Source organism: Spirillospora sp. NPDC047279, assembly GCF_040643285.1.
Lineage (GTDB): Bacteria > Actinomycetota > Actinomycetes > Streptosporangiales > Streptosporangiaceae > Spirillospora.
The window spans coordinates 69,845-85,885 of the sequence record NZ_JBEYUA010000021.1; the positions used below are offsets into that span (position 1 = coordinate 69,845).

The window sequence follows — 16,041 nt, forward strand, 5'->3', positions numbered from 1 at the left end:
CAGATGACCGAGGCGGACCTGCCGGCCGTGCTGGTGCTCGAACGGGAGCTGTTCCCCGAGGACGCGTGGAGCGAGGAGATGCTGGCCGGTGAGCTCGCCGACCAGCCGCGCACCCGCCACTACGTGATCGCCGAGAGCGGGGACGGCGAGATCGTCGGCTACGCCGGGCTCTTCGCGGCCGGGGGCCAGGCCGACGTGCAGACCATCGGGGTGAGCGCCGCGTGGCGGGGCGCCGGCATCGGCGCGGCCCTGCTGGAGCGGTTGCTGGACGAGGCCGGACGCCGGCACAGCGAGGCGGTGTTCCTGGAGGTGCGCGCCGACAACCCTCCGGCCATCCGGCTGTACGAGCGGTACGGGTTCGTGCGGGCCGGCCTCCGCAAGCGTTACTACCAGCCGTCGGGCGTGGACGCCGTCGTGATGCGGCGGGAGCTGCGCACCGGCCCGAGCCGCGTGACCTTCGGCTTCACCGGGGAGAAACGATGATCCGAGACTCCGAGCCGCTCGTCCTGGGCATCGAGACGTCCTGCGACGAGACCGGCGTCGGCATCGTGCGCGGGCACACGCTGCTGGCCGACTCGATCGCCTCCAGCGTCGAGCAGCACGCCCGGTTCGGCGGCGTGGTGCCCGAGGTGGCGTCGCGGGCGCACCTGGAGGCGATGACCCCGACGGTCGAACGCGCGCTGGCCGACGCCGGGGTCGCGTTCGAGGACGTCGACGCGTTCGCGGTGACCGCCGGCCCGGGCCTGCCCGGCGCGCTGATGGTCGGCGTCGCGGCGGCCAAGGCCTACGCGCTGTCGCTCGGCAAACCGCTGTACGGGGTCAACCACCTGGCCGCGCACGTGGCCGTCGACCAGCTCGAACACGGTCCGCTGCCCAAGCCGTGCGTGGCCATGCTGGTCTCCGGCGGCCACTCGTCGCTGCTGCTGGTGCCCGACGTGGCGGCCGACGTCCGGCCGCTGGGCTCGACCGTGGACGACGCGGCGGGCGAGGCGTTCGACAAGGTCGCCCGGGTGCTCGACCTCGGCTTCCCGGGGGGCCCGGTGATCGACCGCATGGCCCGCGACGGGGACCCGGCGGCGATCGCGTTCCCGCGCGGCAAGTACGCCGACGGCACCTACGACTTCTCGTTCTCCGGCCTCAAGACGGCGGTGGCCCGCTGGGTGGAGGCCAGGGAACGCGCGGGCGAGCCGGTGCCGGTCGCCGACGTGGCCGCCTCGTTCCAGGAGGCCGTGGTCGACGTCCTCACCCGCAAGGCGCTCAAGCTCTGCAAGGACCAGGGCGTCGACCACCTGCTCATCGGCGGCGGCGTCGCGGCCAACTCGCGGTTGCGGGCGCTGGCCCAGGAACGCTGCGACGCCGCGGGCGTCCGGCTCCGGGTGCCGCGGCCGAAGTTGTGCACCGACAACGGCGCCATGGTGGCGGCGCTGGGCTCGGAGCTGGTCGCGTCCGGGCGGGCGCCGTCCGAGCTCGACCTGCCGGCCGACTCCAGCCTGCCCATCGAGCACGTCCTGGTCTAGCCGAGCCCGCAGCCGTGCCGAGCCGGCGGCCGAGCCGAGCTCGGCGGACCGCAGTGCGGGGCTAGGCGCCTAGCTGGGACAGCAGGACGGCGAGGTAGTCCTCGATGAGCGGCATGTGCGGGTCGGGGATGATCCGGCCCGATTCCTCGGGCAGCAGGTCGAGCAGCACCCGGACGTCCCAGTAGGGGTCGTGCGAGTAGCCGCCGGACACCTGGTCGAACGCCGCCGAGAACCGGTCGGCGACCGCCAGGCCGTACCGCGGCAGCAGGTGGAGCCGCATCTGCGCGATGTCGACCGCGATGGGGCCGGACGAGGCGTCCGACCAGTCGACCACACCGGTGAGCCGGCCGTACGACCACAACGTGTTGTCCGGCTGGTAGTCGCGGTGGATGAACCGGGACGGCGCCTCGGGCGCGGGTCGGGCCGCGACCTCGTAGGCGCGGGTCCACAGCTCGTCGCGGGTCGTGTGCTTGGGCGGCGTGCGCAGGTCGAGCCGGTTGAACGGGACGTACGGCGGCATCGTGGACGCGCCGTTCAGCGAGTGCACGCCCAGCAGCGCCGCGGCCAGCTGGATGAGGTATTCGGGGAGGTCGTCGGGCGCGGGACGCGGCGGGTGACCGACCAGCCGGGTGATGAGCAGCGCGGGAGCGTCGCAGTAGGCGCCCGCCGGGTCGGCCGCGACCAGCGCCGGGGTCGGGATCTCCGAGCCCGCGAGCAGGGCCAGCGCGGCGATCTCACGTTCGGGCGAGAAGTCCGGGCCGCGGCCGTGCGCGTCCGGCGTCCAGCGGCGCAGCACCAGCCGGTGGGCGCTGCCGGCGCGGCTCTCGACGAGAAGCGCGTGGTTGGCGTGCGAGACGCCGCCGGTCAGCGGGCGGATCATCCGGACCTGGGCGCCCTTGCCGAGGCACTCCTCCACCCACCGCAGAGTGACGCGGCCGGGTGGTGCGCCGATCGGAAGGCGGGTCGCCGTGGTCTGGGTCACGAGATCCATGAAAACGGATTCCGATGGGTATTGAGAGTGATTTGACAAAGACGGAACGTAACACATTGCACGTCGTAGGCGTGTCTTGGAAGTGGACGCCCTGCGTGTTCCGTCTTCGTGAAGGGTGCTTTGTGCGGGGGAAGTCGGGGTGGGGGTGTGGGGGTGTGCGAGGTGCCCGGCGGGAGGTGAGGTGCGGCGTTCGGTGGGGCGCCCGGGCGGGCGCCCCACCGCCGGAACTCAGTCCTTCCCTTCGCGACGCGGGCGCAGGAGTGCCTCCGCCAGCGCCAACATGGTCTCCTCGAGCGTGGAGAGCCGCTTGAGGACGTCCTCGTGCACCGCCGTCACCTGCTTGGTGACGTCGTCGTGGACGTTGTCGACCTTCTTGCCGACCTCCATCTGAACGCCCTCGAACCGCTTGCCGACCTCCGCCTGGACGGCCTCGGCGCGGCGGACGACCTCTTCCGACATGCCGTCCACGCGCTTGGCGAACTCCTCCTGGACGCCGCCCACCTTGCGGGAGACGTCCTCGTGGATGCCGTCGACCTTCTTGCTGACATCCACGTGGATGCCGTCGACCTGCTTGGTGACGTCCTCGTGGATGCCGTCGATGCGCTTGGTGACATCGTCGTGCACGCCGGTGACCTGCCGCGAGAACTCGTTGTGCACCGAATCGACCTGCTTGGTGACGTCGGTGTGCACCGACTCGACGCGGCGGGAGACGATTTCCACCTGGTTGGTGAACTCCTCCAGCGCGCCGTCGACCTTCTTGGTGACCTCTTCGTGGATGCCCTCGATGCGGTTGCGCACGTCCTCGTGCACGTCCTCGAAGCGCCGCGAGAACTCGTCCATCTTCTTGGCGACGTCGCTGTAGGCCGTCTCGGCGATCTGGGACATGGTCGCCTTGACCTCGTCCCGGTCCGGCCGGGCCCGCAGCTCCTCGATCAGCGGGTCGACCGCGTCGACGAGGTGCTTCTCCATCGCGTCGAACCGGTCGCTGTGATCGATCAGCGGCCGCTGTGTCAGCTCGGCCAGCTTGCGGTGCAGCTCGCCGATCTCGAGCGTCGCCGGCAACTGGCCGATGCGGTCGTTGACGCCGTCGATCCGGTCGTCGATGCCCTCGAACCGTCCGTCCAGCCCGTTGAGCTTGCCCGACACGCCCTCGAGTCGCCCATCGAGCCCGTCCAGCCGTCCGTCCAGCCCGTCCAGCCGGCCGCCGACGCCCTCGACCCGGCCGTTGACCGCCTCAAGCCCCTGGTCCACCCGCTCGGCCATCTCGGCCAGCGACTGGTCCACCCGCGTGGTGACCCCGTTGATCGAGTGTTCGAGCTTCTCGGCCCGGTGCCCCAGCTCGGCCAGTGACTTGTCCAGCCGGTTGAACCGGACGGAGGCCGCCTCCATGCTGCCCTGGAGCTTGTCCAGGCGCTTGGTCATCTCCTCCATCCGCTGCGACGCCTGCTGGGTGACGTCGGTGATGTTCTGTGCGGAGTCCAGTACCGCCTGCAGGCGGGAGAGCCCCTCATCGACGTTCTCGGCGACGACGCCGACGTCCGCCCAGAGCGCCGGCAACTCGGCGACGGGCTTGACCCGCTCGCCCACCGCCTCGATGTGCTCGGCAAGACCCTCGGCCCATTCCGGCGGCTTGCTGGACAGCTCGTCCACCTGACCGCGCACGCTGTCGAGCTGCCCCGTCAGCCCGTTGAGCTCCCGCTCGCGAACCTCGCGGAGGAGCCACTCCATGCCTTCCAGTCGCTGGCGTATCTCATCCAGGACCTGACCCTGTGAGCGCTGTTCATAGACGTGGTCCTGCGCCGCACGGGCGAGCAACTCCCGCATCCGGTCCGAGACCGGTTGACCCCCCGTCTGCAGGAAGTTGTGATTCGTTTCCACCCGATGCTCCTTCGTGTGCCGACGCGATGAAATAGCGCTCGGCATTGAATCGTGAAGGCCCAACTGTAGTGCTTCTTCAGAGTGCTTATAAGAGGGAGCAGGGAACATTACGAGTTCTGTGGATTGCACTTCTTTCCCGAGTGGCACCGAAAGTGGGCGATCATAACGAGTGCGGCGATTCGGGCGATCTGCTTAGTTCCGGCGGCGGCGTCCCTCATGGTGCCGTGCGCCGAGCCCGTCGCCGGACAGGGCCCGCGGGGGTGCGCTTCCGCGGGTCTCCACCAGTTTGACCAGCCCGTACTCGCCGATCAGGACCGCCCGGCAGGCCGCGCACCGCTCGATCAGGATGCCGTCGCGCCGGTGGCCGACCATTCCCGCATGGCATTTTGGGTGGCGCGTCACCGTCTTCCGATCATGTGATGCCGTTTCGAGGCGTCGTTCCTGCGACCTTGCCGGTCGGTCGCAAACCATAGTCGGCGCAATGCCGGAAAGGGCTCAGGATTTGCCCTGCCGTGGCGCGTCGCCCGTGGCCGCTTGGCGTTTCTTGGCCGCGTGAAGATCATTGGGATTGATTAAGGGCTCTATGGCCTGCCGGGCGCGTCAAGAGCACGATCGGGGCCGTGCCGACTCGGGTCAGCACCAATGTCATCTCCGCGGCGCCCTTCGGCGCCTTGCGGGCGAAACCGAGATCGCGCCGGAGCCGGTCGACGTCCACCGCCGAGCCCCGTTTCTTGACGGTGAGCACGCCGACCTCGCGGCGCCGGAGCTCGGCCTTGAGCCGCTTGACCGAGAACGCCAGCACGTCCTCGATCTCGTACGCCGCCGCGAACGGCGTCGGGACCAGGTCGTCGGAGGTGACGTAGGCGATCCGCGGGTCCGCCAGGCCACCGTTCACCCGCGCCGCGACCTCCGCCACCAGGTGGGCCCGGATCACGGCGCCGTCCGGCTCGTAGAGGTAGCGCCCCCACTCCCGCACGTCAGGCTCCCCGAGCCCCGCCTCGGGGGTCAGCGTCACCGCGCCGCCGCCCGGCTCGGTGACGAGGGTGGCGCGGCGGCGGACGCCGGTCGCCGTGCCGCCGGTCCCTGTGCCGCCAGTCCCCGTGCCGCCGGCCCCGGCGCCGCGGGCCCTTGTGCCGCCGGGCGCGGGACCGCCGGCCGCGAGGTCGCCCAGCCACAGGGCGGCCTCCTTGACCTCGCCGCCGACCGAGATCCACTCGGCCTCGGCGCCGTCCGGGACCGCCTCGTGCGGGATGCCCGGCGCCACCTTCACGCACGCTCCCGGCGCACGTGAGGCCAGCTCCAGCACGGTGTCGAGCGGCGGCTGGTAGGCGCGGGGGTCGAAGACCCGCCCGCGCCCCGTCCGCCGCCCCGGGTCGGCGAACACCGCCCCGTACCCGCCCGGGTCCTGCCGCGTCGCGTCCCCCTCCCGTACGGACACCAGATCGCCCAGCCCGAACGCCTCGACGTTCGCCCGCGCCACCGCCGCCGTCAGCGGATCGAGCTCCACGCCCACGCCCGGGATCCTCGCCCGCCCCCGCGCGACGAGGTCGCCGCCGATCCCGCACCCCAGCTCCAGGACCCCGGCCCCCGCCGCGCCACCTGAGCCGCGATCTGAGCCGTCGCCGGCGCCGCCCCCGGGGCCGGTTCCACCCGCGGCGCCCCCGTGCCGGTCCGGGGCGGTGAAGCGGCCGGCGCGGTACGCGGCCACGGAGGCCCGGGTGGACTGTTCGAGGCCCGCGGGCGTGAAGTACATGCGGGCGGCGTCGTCGCCGAACTTGGCACGGGCCCGTTCCCGCAGGCGCAGCTGGGTGAGGGCGGCCGCGACGAGGTCGGCGGGGTGGTCCCGGCGCAACCGGGACGCGGTGGCCAGGAGGGCGTTCTCGCTCAGGTCGGATTCCGAGGCCTCGGCGAGTATCGCCTGGCCGGAAGGGGTGAGAAGGGCCGAGAACGCCGCGAGGTCCATAAGGTGGACGGTAGCGCCGGGATGAACTCCGGAGGACGGCGCCGGGCTTGACCGTGTTCGTGTTGACGGGTTACCGGGCATTGCATAGTCTCCATGACTGGCACTCTCCCTCTGAGAGTGCCAACACAGCGACAAGGTCGGTCTGGCACCCGCGACGACAGGCCGGTCCAGGGTCGCCTCTTCTGCCATATGTGCGGCCGGCCTCGCCGAGGTCGGCCGAGGACACCACGAAGGGGAGGTCAGATCGTGACGACCGCCACCAAGGTTGCTCTCAAGCCGCTTGAGGACCGCATCGTGGTCCAGCCGCTCGAGGCCGAGACCACCACCGCGTCGGGCCTGGTCATTCCCGACACCGCCAAGGAGAAGCCCCAGGAGGGCACCGTCCTTGCGGTCGGCCCGGGACGCGTCGACGACAAGGGCGAGCGCGTGCCGCTCGACGTGAGCGTCGGCGACATCGTGCTCTACAGCAAGTACGGGGGCACCGAGGTCAAGTACAACAACGAGGAGTACCTCGTGCTCTCGGCCCGCGACGTGCTCGCGATCGTCGAGAAGTAATCACCGAGACGTGATGCAACGCCCCGGATCCGCCCGAGCGAGGGGTGGGTCCGGGGCGCTCGCGTCAGTGCCTGCCGTACACGGAGTTTAGGGAGTTATCCGTATGGCGAAGATCCTGGAATTCGACGAGGACGCTCGCCGGGCTCTTGAGCGCGGCGTCAACGCTCTCGCGGACGCCGTCAAGGTGACCATCGGCCCGCGCGGCCGCAACGTGGTCATCGACAAGAAGTTCGGCGCGCCGACCATCACCAACGACGGCGTCACCATCGCCCGCGAGGTGGAGCTGGAGGACCCGTACGAGAACCTCGGGGCCCAGCTCGCCAAGGAGGTGGCGACCAAGACCAACGACATCGCCGGTGACGGCACCACCACCGCGACCGTCCTGGCGCAGGCGCTGGTCCGCGAGGGCCTGCGCAACGTGGCCGCCGGCGCCTCGCCGCTGAGCCTCAAGCGGGGCATGGACGCGGCGGCGCAGTATGTCTCCGACCAGCTGCTCAAGACCGCGCGCGAGGTCGAGGAGAAGAGCGACATCGCCGGTGTCGCGACGATCTCCGCGCAGGACGCCAAGATCGGCGAGCTGATCGCCGAGGCGTTCGAGAAGGTCGGCAAGGACGGTGTCATCACCGTCGAGGAGGCCCACACCTTCGGCCTGGAGCTGGAGTTCACCGAGGGCCTGCAGTTCGACAAGGGCTACCTGTCGCCGCACATGGTGACCGACCCCGAGCGCATGGAGGCCGTCCTCGACGACGCCTACGTGCTGATCGTGGACGGCAAGATCTCCAACGTGCAGGAGTTCCTGCCGCTGGCGGAGAAGGTCGCCCAGACCAAGAAGCCGCTGCTGGTCATCGCCGAGGACGTCGAGGGCGAGGCCCTGGCGCTGCTGGTCGCCAACAAGATCCGCGGCACGTTCACCTCGGTCGCGGTCAAGGCCCCCGGCTTCGGCGACCGCCGCAAGGCCATGCTCGGCGACATCGCCACCCTGACCGGTGGCCAGGTCGTCAGCGACGCCATCGGCCTCAAGCTCGACTCCATCGGCCTGGAGGACCTCGGCCGCGCCCGCCGGATCACCGTCACCAAGGACGCGACCACGGTCGTCGACGGTGAGGGTTCGCAGGACGAGATCAACGCCCGGGTCAACCAGATCAAGGTCGAGATCGAGAACAGCGACTCCGACTGGGACCGCGAGAAGCTGCAGGAGCGCCTGGCCAAGCTGGCCGGCGGCGTCTGCGTGCTGCGCGTCGGCGCGGCCACCGAGGTGGAGCTGAAGGAGAAGAAGCACCGCCTCGAGGACGCCATCTCGGCGACCCGCGCGGCCATCGAGGAGGGCATCGTGTCCGGCGGCGGCAGCGCGCTGGTGCACGTGGCCAAGGAGGGCTTCGACGCCCTCGGCCTCGCCGGCGACGAGGCCACCGGTGCCGAGGCCCTGCGCCGCGCGCTGGTCGAGCCGCTGCGCTGGATCTCGGAGAACGCGGGCCAGGAGGGCTACGTCGTCGTCTCCAAGGTGCAGGAGCTCAAGGTCGGCCACGGCTTCAACGCCGCGACCGGCGAGTACGGCGACCTGGTCGCCCAGGGCGTCATCGACCCGGTCAAGGTGACCCGTTCGGCCGTCACCAACGCCGCGTCGATCGCGGGCATGCTGCTCACGACCGAGGCGCTCGTGGTCGAAAAGCCGGAGGAGCCCGAGGAGGGCGCCGGCGGCGGTCACGGCCACGGTCACGGCCACTGATCAGGCCGCCGGCCCGGCCCGTTCGCGCGTGATCGGGTCCGGCCGGGCGGCTCGGCCGGGCACGATCGTGCACGTTCGCTGAACGATCTGACGAGGGCCCCCACCGTTCGGGTGGGGGCCCTCGACGTTTGTGTGGCTTGACGTTGCCGGTGGGGTTTCTGGCTTCGTGAGTTGTTTGTCGGTAAATAGGGTGCCCCGTGGAATATCTGTGACACTGCACGCGACCGGATGACCGCGTTGCGTGATATCGGCGGGGTCGTCCCCGCACTGTGACCATTCCGTTGTCGTGGACAGTGGAGACAGGCCCGAGCCTGCTGGGCATCATGCTCTACGTGACCGAGGGAGCTTTCGCCGGGACCACGACCGCGCGCGCTACCGAGCCCTCGGGGGGGAAGGCCCCTCCGACCGCTCCCGATGTCGAACGCGGGTGGCGCGTCCTGCGTACGGCGAAAGCCGACGAAAACGATCTCAAAGAACTGACGAGCCTTGCCGTGCAGGGCGATCCGGGGGCCATCGAGATGCTCATCGGGCAGGTGCGCCCGATGGTCGTCCGCTACTGCCGCGCCCGGCTCGGCCGGGTGTCCGGGCAGTACCACATCGCCGACGACGTGGCGCAGGAGGTGTGCATCGCGGTGTTGTCCGCGCTGCCGCGCTACCGCGACATGGGCCGTCCGTTCGCGTCGTTCGTCTTCGGCATCGCCGCGCACAAGATCGCCGACGCGCTGCGCAGCGCGGTGCGGGCCGCGGTGCCGACCGAGGACCTCCCGGACGGGCCGGACGACCGGCCGGGTCCCGAGGAGACCGTCGTGCGCTACATCGAGGCGCAGCGCGCCCGCGACCTGCTGACGCGGCTGCCCGACCACCAGCGTGAGCTGGTGTTGCTGCGGGTGGTGGCGGGGTTGTCGGCGGAGGAGACCGGTAATGTGCTGGGGATGTCCGCGGGGGCGGTACGCGTCGCGCAGCACCGGGCTCTGGCCCGGCTGCGCGCGATGGCGAGAGAGGAGTCGATCGCTTGACGGAACGGAGCCGTGGCGCCCCGGATCCGGCCGAGCCTTCGGTGACCGATGCGGCCCCGGCGCCCGGGAACGTGACCCAGGCCGGCGATCTCAACGCCGTACGCCGTACCGACGCGACCTTCGACGCGCTGGCGCCCCGCCGCGCTGCGCTCTCCTCCGCCGCTGAGGCCGCCGCTGACGACATCACGGCCGCCGGTGCGGCCCTCCCGCCCGGCATGGCCGCCGATCCCGCCGTCCAACTGCTGCGCGCGCTCGTCGCGGACGTGAACGCCGGTGCGGCTCCCGGGCTCGACCTGGGCGAGCAGGCGGCCGGCGACTCCCTTGACCAGGACGCCCCGTGCGGAGGCCAGGACGACGCGGAGGTCGCCGCGGGCGCCGGAGCGGGTGTCGGCACGGGCTTCGACGCGGGCATCACAGCGGGCGTCACAGCGGGCGTTACAGCGGACGCAGGAGTGGAGGCCGCGTCCTGCGGCGCCCGGCGGCGCGCGCCCCGCACGATCCTCGCCCTCGGAGTCGCGGGCGTGGTGCTGGCCAGCACCGGCGTCGCCGCGGCGGGCGGCGGCCTCGGCGCCGACCGGCCGTCGTCCGCGCCGGTCAAGCCCGGGGTCTCCGGCGAGACGCACCAGGCAGAGGCCGACGACACCAAGTCCGGCGGCCCGGAGCCGAGCGGCTCGCCCGCGCCCCGCAAGGCCGCACCGGCCCCGGGACGTCCGGCGGTCAGGGACCCGGCGCCCGACCCCATCCGCCAGCTCGAAGACCTCAAGGACCGGCTCGACGGCCTGCTGCCCACGTCCAGACCGCCGCGGCAGGGGCGGCCGCCCACCACCTGGCCGGCCCAGCGGCCCGAGTCCGGGGACGACGGGCAGGCCGAGGCGCAGCGCCGGATCGACGAGATCCGCCGGCAGGCCCAGAGCAGGATCGACCGCTACCGCCCGGACCGCTAGCCCGGACCGTTGGCCCCGGGCTCGGAGCCGGGCCACCAACCGGACCACTTCGAGCGGGGGTCGGCCGGAACGCCGGCCGGGGCGGTCACTCGCCCTCGCGGCCCTCTTCGCTGTCGATGACGCCGTCGACGTAGCCGCGCGCGTACTCCCAGCTCACGTAGTCGACCGGGTCGGGCGCCAGCGCGGGCTCGTGCACCCGGGGCAGGCCCTGGTCGAGCAGATGGCGCAGGTTGCCGTGCAGGAGGTCCCAGTCGATGTAGTGCAGCTTGCCGCAGTCCCCGCAGTCGACGGTGAGGCCGCGCACGCCCAGCGGCTCCAGGAGCGCCCTGAAGACCTCCAGGTCGGCGAGGTCGGCCAGCACGTCCTCCCGCTCCGCCACGCTGAGCGGAGCGACGTCCTCCCCGGGGTCGCCGAGCGAGGCCGCCGGGTCCTCGGGATCACCGGCGAACGGGTCGAGCGGGGCATCGTCGTGCACACCCCCACGCTACTGCGCCATGGCCCGCCAGGTGCACCCCCTGTCTCGTCCGGCCGCGAACGGCCGGGTGTCCATGCCGATCCGTCATGTCCAGGAGGAGGTTTCTTTACGCCGGCGCCCGGAGCCGGAATCCGGCGGTCGTCCCGGGCGTTACCGGGTGTCATCAACACCACGCTCCTCGCGCCCGTAACCGGCCGTCCCGGAGGCGTCCCACGCCCTACCATGGGAAGAGGCCGCTGTGACCTGGCACCTGTGACCTGGCGCTGGACCGCCGTCACCGAGCCGGCGCCGTCCAGCACGAGCACGCTGCCGCCACCACTACCGGGAAGGTCGTCATGAACCCCGCAGCCGAGTCCGCGAAGTTCCTCCCTCAGGGTCTGACCTTTGACGATGTGCTGCTGCTGCCGGGCTACTCCGACCTGCAGCCGGGGGAGGCCGACACCGGCACCCGGCTGACCCGCAACATCTCGCTGCGCATGCCCCTGGTCTCGGCCGCCATGGACACCGTCACCGAGTCGCGCACCGCCATCGCCATGGCCCGCCAGGGCGGCATCGGCGTGCTGCACCGCAACATGTCGATCGAGGAGCAGGCGGCCGAGGCCGACCGGGTCAAGCGCTCCGAGGCCGGGATGATCACCAATCCGGTGACCTGCCTGCCCGACGCGACGCTGGCCGACGTCGAGGAACTGTGCGCGCGCTACCGCATCTCCGGCGTCCCGGTCACCGACGTCCGCGGCGTGCTGGTGGGCATCGTCACCAACCGCGACATGCGCTTCGAGACCGACCACGCGCGCCCGGTGCGCGAGGTCATGACGCCGATGCCGCTGATCACCGCCCCGGTGGACGTGTCCCGGGACGCGGCGTTCGAGCTGCTGGCCACCAACAAGATCGAGAAGCTGCCGCTGGTCGACGGCGAGGGCCGGCTGCGCGGGCTCATCACGGTCAAGGACTTCACCAAGAGCGAGCAGTACCCCGACTCCACCAAGGACGCGGACGGCCGCCTGCTGGTCGCCGCCGCGGTGGGCGTCGGCGAGGACGCGGTGCGCCGCGCCCAGGCGCTGATCGAGGCCGGCACGGACGTGATCATCGTCGACACCGCGCACGGCCACTCCAAGGGCGTCGCCGACACCGTCGCCAAGATCAAGGCCAACTCGCGCGTCGAGGTGGTGGGCGGCAACGTGGCCACCTACGCCGGGGCGAAGGCGCTGGCCGAGGCCGGGGCCGACGGGGTCAAGGTCGGCGTGGGGCCGGGCTCCATCTGCACCACCCGCGTGGTCGCGGGCGTCGGCGTCCCGCAGATCACCGCGATCTTCGAGGCGGCCCGCGCCGCCAAGGAGGCCGGGGTGCCGGTGATCGGCGACGGCGGCCTCCAGTACTCCGGCGACATCGCCAAGGCGATCGTGGCCGGGGCCGAGACCGTGATGCTGGGCAGCCTGCTGGCGGGCGTCGAGGAGTCCCCGGGCGAGCTGATCTTCGTCCATGGCAAGCAGTACAAGTCGTACCGCGGCATGGGCTCGCTGGGCGCCATGCGCAACCGCGAGCGCGGCGCCTCCTACTCCAAGGACCGCTACGCGCAGGCCGACGTCAGCTCCGAGGAGAAGCTCATCCCCGAGGGCGTCGAGGGCCAGGTGCCCTACCGCGGCCCGCTGGCCAACGTCGCGCACCAGCTCATCGGCGGCCTGCACCAGTCGATGTGGTACGCCGGGGCGCGCACGATCGCCGAGCTCCAGGAGCGCGGGCAGCTCATGCGGATCAGCGCGGCCGGGCTGCGCGAGAGCCACCCGCACGACATCCAGATGACCGTCGAAGCCCCCAACTATCAGGGCCGGTAACCTGAGGACATCGGCATTTCCCGCCGTGATCACCGCATCGGGTGATCACGGCGGAGCTTTGAGAGGGAGCACCAACAGTGGCTGCTGAGGTGGAGATCGGCCGGGGCAAGAGCGGTCGCCGGGCGTATGCCTTCGACGACATCGGCATCGTGCCGTCCCGCCGGACGCGCGACCCGGAGGAGGTCAGCGTCGCCTGGCAGATCGACGCCTACCGGTTCGAGATGCCGCTGGTGGTCGCCCCCATGGACAGCGTGGTCAGCCCGGCCACCGCGATCGCCATCGGCAACCTCGGCGGGCTCGGCGTGCTCGACCTCGAGGGCCTGTGGACCCGGTACGAGAACCCCGAGCCCCTGCTGGCCGAGATCGCCTCGCTGGACGACGCCCGCGCCACCCACCGGCTCCAGGAGATCTACACCGAGCCGATCAAGGAAGAGCTGATCGGCCGCCGGATCGGGGAGATCCGCGCGGCCGGCGTGACGGTCGCCGCGCGCCTGTCGCCGCAGCGCACCGCCCAGTTCCACAAGGCCGTGATAGACGCCGGGGTGGACCTGTTCGTGATCCGCGGCACCACCGTGTCGGCCGAGCACGTGTCCGGCCGGGCCGAGCCGCTCAACCTCAAGCAGTTCATCTACGACCTCGACGTGCCGGTGATCGTCGGCGGCTGCTCCACCTACACCGCGGCCCTGCACCTCATGCGCACCGGCGCGGCCGGCGTCCTGGTGGGCTTCGGCGGCGGTTCCGGCCACACCAGCCGCACCGTGCTCGGCGTCGCCGTGCCGATGGCCACCGCGGTCGCCGACGTGGCCGCCGCGCGCCGCGACTACATGGACGAGTCCGGCGGCCGCTACGTGCACGTCATCGCCGACGGCGGCATGACCAACAGCGGCGACATCGCCAAGGCCTTCGCCTGCGGCTCCGACGCGGTCATGGTCGGCTCGCCGTTCGCCCGTTCGACCGAGGCGCCCGGCCGCGGCAACCACTGGGGGAGCGAGGCCCACCACGGCGACGTGCCGCGCGGCACGCGCCTCAACCTGGGCACGATCGGCAGTCTCGAGCAGATCCTGTACGGCCCGTCGCACGTGGCCGACGGCTCGATGAACCTCATCGGCGCCCTGCGCCGCGCGATGGCGACCTCGGGTTACACCGAGCTCAAGGAGTTCCAGCGCGTCCAGGTGGTCGTGGCGTCCCAGGTGCACTAGCCGGCCGGACGGTAGGGCCGGCACCGCTAGAGCGGCGTTCGGTGGCAGCGGGACGTAGCGGTCCTTACTGTTGGGTAGGTAGTGCTCGTACAACCCGACCCGCATGGGGGAAATCGCGATGACCGGATCACCGGTGACCGGACTGGGCAGCTCGCGACTGGGGCCCGCCGAACGCGCGGCGGCGCTGGACCGGATGGGCCGTGAGGAATTCGACGTCGTCGTGGTCGGGGGCGGCATCGTGGGCGCCGGAGCCGCCCTCGACGCGGCCACCCGGGGATTGTCGGTGGCGGTCGTCGAGGCCCGTGACTTCGCCTCGGGCACGTCGTCCCGGTCCTCCAAGCTCATCCACGGCGGCCTGCGCTACCTGGAGCAGTACAACTTCGACCTCGTGCGCGAGGCGCTGACCGAGCGCGCCCTGCTCCTCCAGCAGATCGCGCCGCATCTGGTGCGCCCCGTGCCGTTCCTGCTGCCGACGACCAAGCGGGTGTGGGAGCGCACCTACTTCGGCGCCGGGGTGGCGCTCTACGACGCGCTGGCGTTCCAGATGGGAAGCACCCGGGGCGTCCCGCACCACCGGCACCTGAGCCGCAAGGGGGCGCTGAAGCTGGCGCCGTCCCTGCGCAGGGACGCCTTCGTTGGAGCGATCCAGTACTGGGACGCCCAGATGGACGACGCGCGCTACGTGATGATGGCGCTGCGCACCGCCGCCGAGTACGGCGCGCAGATCGCGGCCCGCACCCAGTGCGTCGGCTTCCTGCGCGAGGGGGAGCGGGTCACCGGGCTCCGCATCAAGGACCTGGAGAGCGGCACCCACAGCGAGGTGCGCGCCAAGCAGGTGGTCAACGCGACCGGGGTCTGGACCGACGACATCCAGGAGCTGGTCGGCGGGCGCGGGCAGATCCACGTGCGGGCGTCCAAGGGCATCCATCTCGTGGTGCCCAAGGACCGCATCCACTCGGCCACCGGCCTCATCCTGCGCACCGAGAAGTCGGTGCTGTTCGTCATCCCGTGGGGCCGGCACTGGCTGATCGGCACCACCGACACCGCCTGGAGCCTCGACAAGGCGCACCCGGCCGCCTCCCGCGCCGACATCGACTACGTCCTGGAGCACGTCAACTCGGTGCTCAACACGCCGCTCACGCACGACGACGTGGAGGGCGTCTACGCGGGCCTGCGGCCGCTGCTGTCGGGTGAACGCGACGAGACCTCGCAGCTCTCCCGCGAGCACATCGTCGCCCACCCCGTCCCCGGCCTGGTGCTGGTCGCGGGCGGCAAGTTCACCACCTACCGGGTGATGGCCAAGGACGCCATCGACGCCGTCGCGCACGGCCTGGACGGCAAGGTCGCCGAGTCGTGCACCGACCGCATCCCGCTGGTCGGCGGCGACGGCTTCCAGGCGATGTGGAACGCGCGGCACCGGCTGGCGGGCATCTCCGGGCTGCACGTGGCGCGCATCGAGCACCTGCTCAAGCGGTACGGCACGCTCGTCGACGACCTGCTCGAACTGATCAGGGACAAGCCCGACCTGGGCAAGCCGCTGAACGGCGCGGACGACTACCTCCGGGCCGAGATCGTCTACGCGGCGTCGCACGAGGGCGCCCGGCACCTCAACGACGTGCTGGCCCGGCGGACCCGCATCTCGATCGAGGCCTGGGACCGCGGCATCGGCGTCGCCAAGGAGGCGGCCGACCTGCTGGCCCCCGTCCTCGGCTGGTCCAAGAAGCAGACCGACCGCGAGGTGGAGTACTACCGCAAGCGCGTCGAGGCCGAGCGTGACTCCCAGGACCAGCACGGCGACCAGGAGGCCGACGCCAGCCGCCGCGGCGCCCCCGACATCGTCCCCACCGCCACTCCCTGATCGGCGTCCGGGGGGCGGGCGGCGGGCGGCACCGGCGGCACCGCCGCCCGCCGGACGGCTCTGCTGACCGCCGGCGCGCCCTCGCCG

At 71.7% G+C, this 16,041-nt stretch carries 14 protein-coding genes; 9 read left to right on the forward strand and 5 right to left on the reverse strand.

Annotation, left to right across the window (positions count from 1 at the left end):
- The first annotated feature begins 3 nt into the window (after window positions 1–3).
- Together rimI and tsaD are read left to right on the forward strand one after the other, a co-directional pair.
- On the forward strand, window positions 4–483 hold the full coding sequence (gene rimI, locus ABZ810_RS39615) for a ribosomal protein S18-alanine N-acetyltransferase (protein ID WP_358412133.1): 480 nt from the start codon (window positions 4–6) through the stop codon (window positions 481–483).
- Window positions 480–1,517 (forward strand): tRNA (adenosine(37)-N6)-threonylcarbamoyltransferase complex transferase subunit TsaD, encoded by a 1,038-nt coding sequence (gene tsaD, locus ABZ810_RS39620; RefSeq protein ID WP_358412053.1) that lies wholly within the window; start codon window positions 480–482, stop codon window positions 1,515–1,517. Before rimI ends, tsaD begins: the two co-directional genes overlap by 4 nt.
- A 61-nt stretch (window positions 1,518–1,578) precedes the next feature.
- On the opposite strand, the gene ABZ810_RS39625 is transcribed toward tsaD, so the two are convergent.
- The 4 genes from ABZ810_RS39625 to ABZ810_RS39640 all read right to left on the reverse strand — a co-directional run bounded on the left by ABZ810_RS39625 (window position 1,579) and on the right by ABZ810_RS39640 (window position 6,349).
- Window positions 1,579–2,508, reverse strand: coding sequence for an aminoglycoside phosphotransferase family protein (locus ABZ810_RS39625; protein WP_358412054.1), 930 nt, complete (start codon window positions 2,506–2,508; stop codon window positions 1,579–1,581).
- A gap of 228 nt (window positions 2,509–2,736) precedes the next feature.
- Window positions 2,737–4,236, reverse strand: coding sequence for a hypothetical protein (locus ABZ810_RS39630; RefSeq protein WP_358412055.1), 1,500 nt, complete (start codon window positions 4,234–4,236; stop codon window positions 2,737–2,739).
- Window positions 4,237–4,578: 342 nt separating this feature from the next.
- Window positions 4,579–4,857, reverse strand: a complete 279-nt coding sequence (locus ABZ810_RS39635) for a zf-TFIIB domain-containing protein (protein WP_358412056.1) — start codon at window positions 4,855–4,857, stop codon at window positions 4,579–4,581.
- Window positions 4,858–4,945: 88 nt separating this feature from the next.
- Window positions 4,946–6,349 (reverse strand): SAM-dependent methyltransferase, encoded by a 1,404-nt coding sequence (locus tag ABZ810_RS39640; RefSeq protein ID WP_358412057.1) that lies wholly within the window; start codon window positions 6,347–6,349, stop codon window positions 4,946–4,948.
- 243 nt (window positions 6,350–6,592) lie between these two features.
- On the opposite strand from ABZ810_RS39640, the gene groES reads away from it, so the two are divergent.
- The 4 genes from groES to ABZ810_RS39660 all read left to right on the forward strand — a co-directional run bounded on the left by groES (window position 6,593) and on the right by ABZ810_RS39660 (window position 10,590).
- A complete protein-coding gene (groES, locus tag ABZ810_RS39645; RefSeq protein WP_344548392.1) occupies window positions 6,593–6,904 on the forward strand; it encodes a co-chaperone GroES in 312 nt (103 codons plus the stop codon).
- Between the two features lie 103 nt (window positions 6,905–7,007).
- On the forward strand, window positions 7,008–8,630 hold the full coding sequence (gene groL / locus ABZ810_RS39650) for a chaperonin GroEL (protein WP_358412058.1): 1,623 nt from the start codon (window positions 7,008–7,010) through the stop codon (window positions 8,628–8,630).
- A 437-nt stretch (window positions 8,631–9,067) separates the two neighbouring features.
- A complete protein-coding gene (locus ABZ810_RS39655; RefSeq protein WP_358412134.1) occupies window positions 9,068–9,646 on the forward strand; it encodes a sigma-70 family RNA polymerase sigma factor in 579 nt (192 codons plus the stop codon).
- Entirely contained in the window at window positions 9,643–10,590 is a 948-nt protein-coding gene (locus ABZ810_RS39660) for a hypothetical protein (RefSeq protein WP_358412059.1), read from the forward strand. Before ABZ810_RS39655 ends, ABZ810_RS39660 begins: the two co-directional genes overlap by 4 nt.
- An 85-nt stretch (window positions 10,591–10,675) precedes the next feature.
- On the opposite strand, the gene ABZ810_RS39665 is transcribed toward ABZ810_RS39660, so the two are convergent.
- Window positions 10,676–11,065: a DUF5319 domain-containing protein gene (locus tag ABZ810_RS39665; protein ID WP_358412060.1), complete on the reverse strand. Its 390-nt coding sequence runs from the start codon at window positions 11,063–11,065 to the stop codon at window positions 10,676–10,678.
- 335 nt (window positions 11,066–11,400) lie between these two features.
- Between ABZ810_RS39665 and guaB the strand changes: the two genes are divergently transcribed.
- The 3 genes from guaB to glpD all read left to right on the forward strand — a co-directional run bounded on the left by guaB (window position 11,401) and on the right by glpD (window position 15,954).
- Entirely contained in the window at window positions 11,401–12,897 is a 1,497-nt protein-coding gene (gene guaB / locus ABZ810_RS39670) for an IMP dehydrogenase (RefSeq protein WP_358412061.1), read from the forward strand.
- A gap of 89 nt (window positions 12,898–12,986) precedes the next feature.
- The gene (locus tag ABZ810_RS39675; RefSeq protein WP_358412135.1) at window positions 12,987–14,096 is read left to right on the forward strand and encodes a GuaB3 family IMP dehydrogenase-related protein; all 1,110 of its coding nucleotides are present in this window, start codon (window positions 12,987–12,989) and stop codon (window positions 14,094–14,096) included.
- Window positions 14,097–14,214: 118 nt separating this feature from the next.
- Window positions 14,215–15,954, forward strand: coding sequence for a glycerol-3-phosphate dehydrogenase (gene glpD, locus ABZ810_RS39680; protein WP_358412062.1), 1,740 nt, complete (start codon window positions 14,215–14,217; stop codon window positions 15,952–15,954).
- Window positions 15,955–16,041: the final 87 nt, after the last annotated feature.

What these genes read in the sequence shown, in the direction of transcription:
- rimI (WP_358412133.1), top strand. Translation starts at nt 4, where the DNA reads ATGACCGAGGCGGACCTGCCGGCCGTGCTGGTGCTCGAACGGGAGCTG.
- tsaD (WP_358412053.1), top strand. Translation starts at nt 480, where the DNA reads ATGATCCGAGACTCCGAGCCGCTCGTCCTGGGCATCGAGACGTCCTGC.
- ABZ810_RS39625 (WP_358412054.1), bottom strand. Translation starts at nt 2,508, where the DNA reads ATGGATCTCGTGACCCAGACCACGGCGACCCGCCTTCCGATCGGCGCA.
- ABZ810_RS39630 (WP_358412055.1), bottom strand. Translation starts at nt 4,236, where the DNA reads ATGGAGTGGCTCCTCCGCGAGGTTCGCGAGCGGGAGCTCAACGGGCTG.
- ABZ810_RS39635 (WP_358412056.1), bottom strand. Translation starts at nt 4,857, where the DNA reads ATGGTTTGCGACCGACCGGCAAGGTCGCAGGAACGACGCCTCGAAACG.
- ABZ810_RS39640 (WP_358412057.1), bottom strand. Translation starts at nt 6,349, where the DNA reads ATGGACCTCGCGGCGTTCTCGGCCCTTCTCACCCCTTCCGGCCAGGCG.
- groL (WP_358412058.1), top strand. Translation starts at nt 7,008, where the DNA reads ATGGCGAAGATCCTGGAATTCGACGAGGACGCTCGCCGGGCTCTTGAG.
- guaB (WP_358412061.1), top strand. Translation starts at nt 11,401, where the DNA reads ATGAACCCCGCAGCCGAGTCCGCGAAGTTCCTCCCTCAGGGTCTGACC.
- glpD (WP_358412062.1), top strand. Translation starts at nt 14,215, where the DNA reads ATGACCGGATCACCGGTGACCGGACTGGGCAGCTCGCGACTGGGGCCC.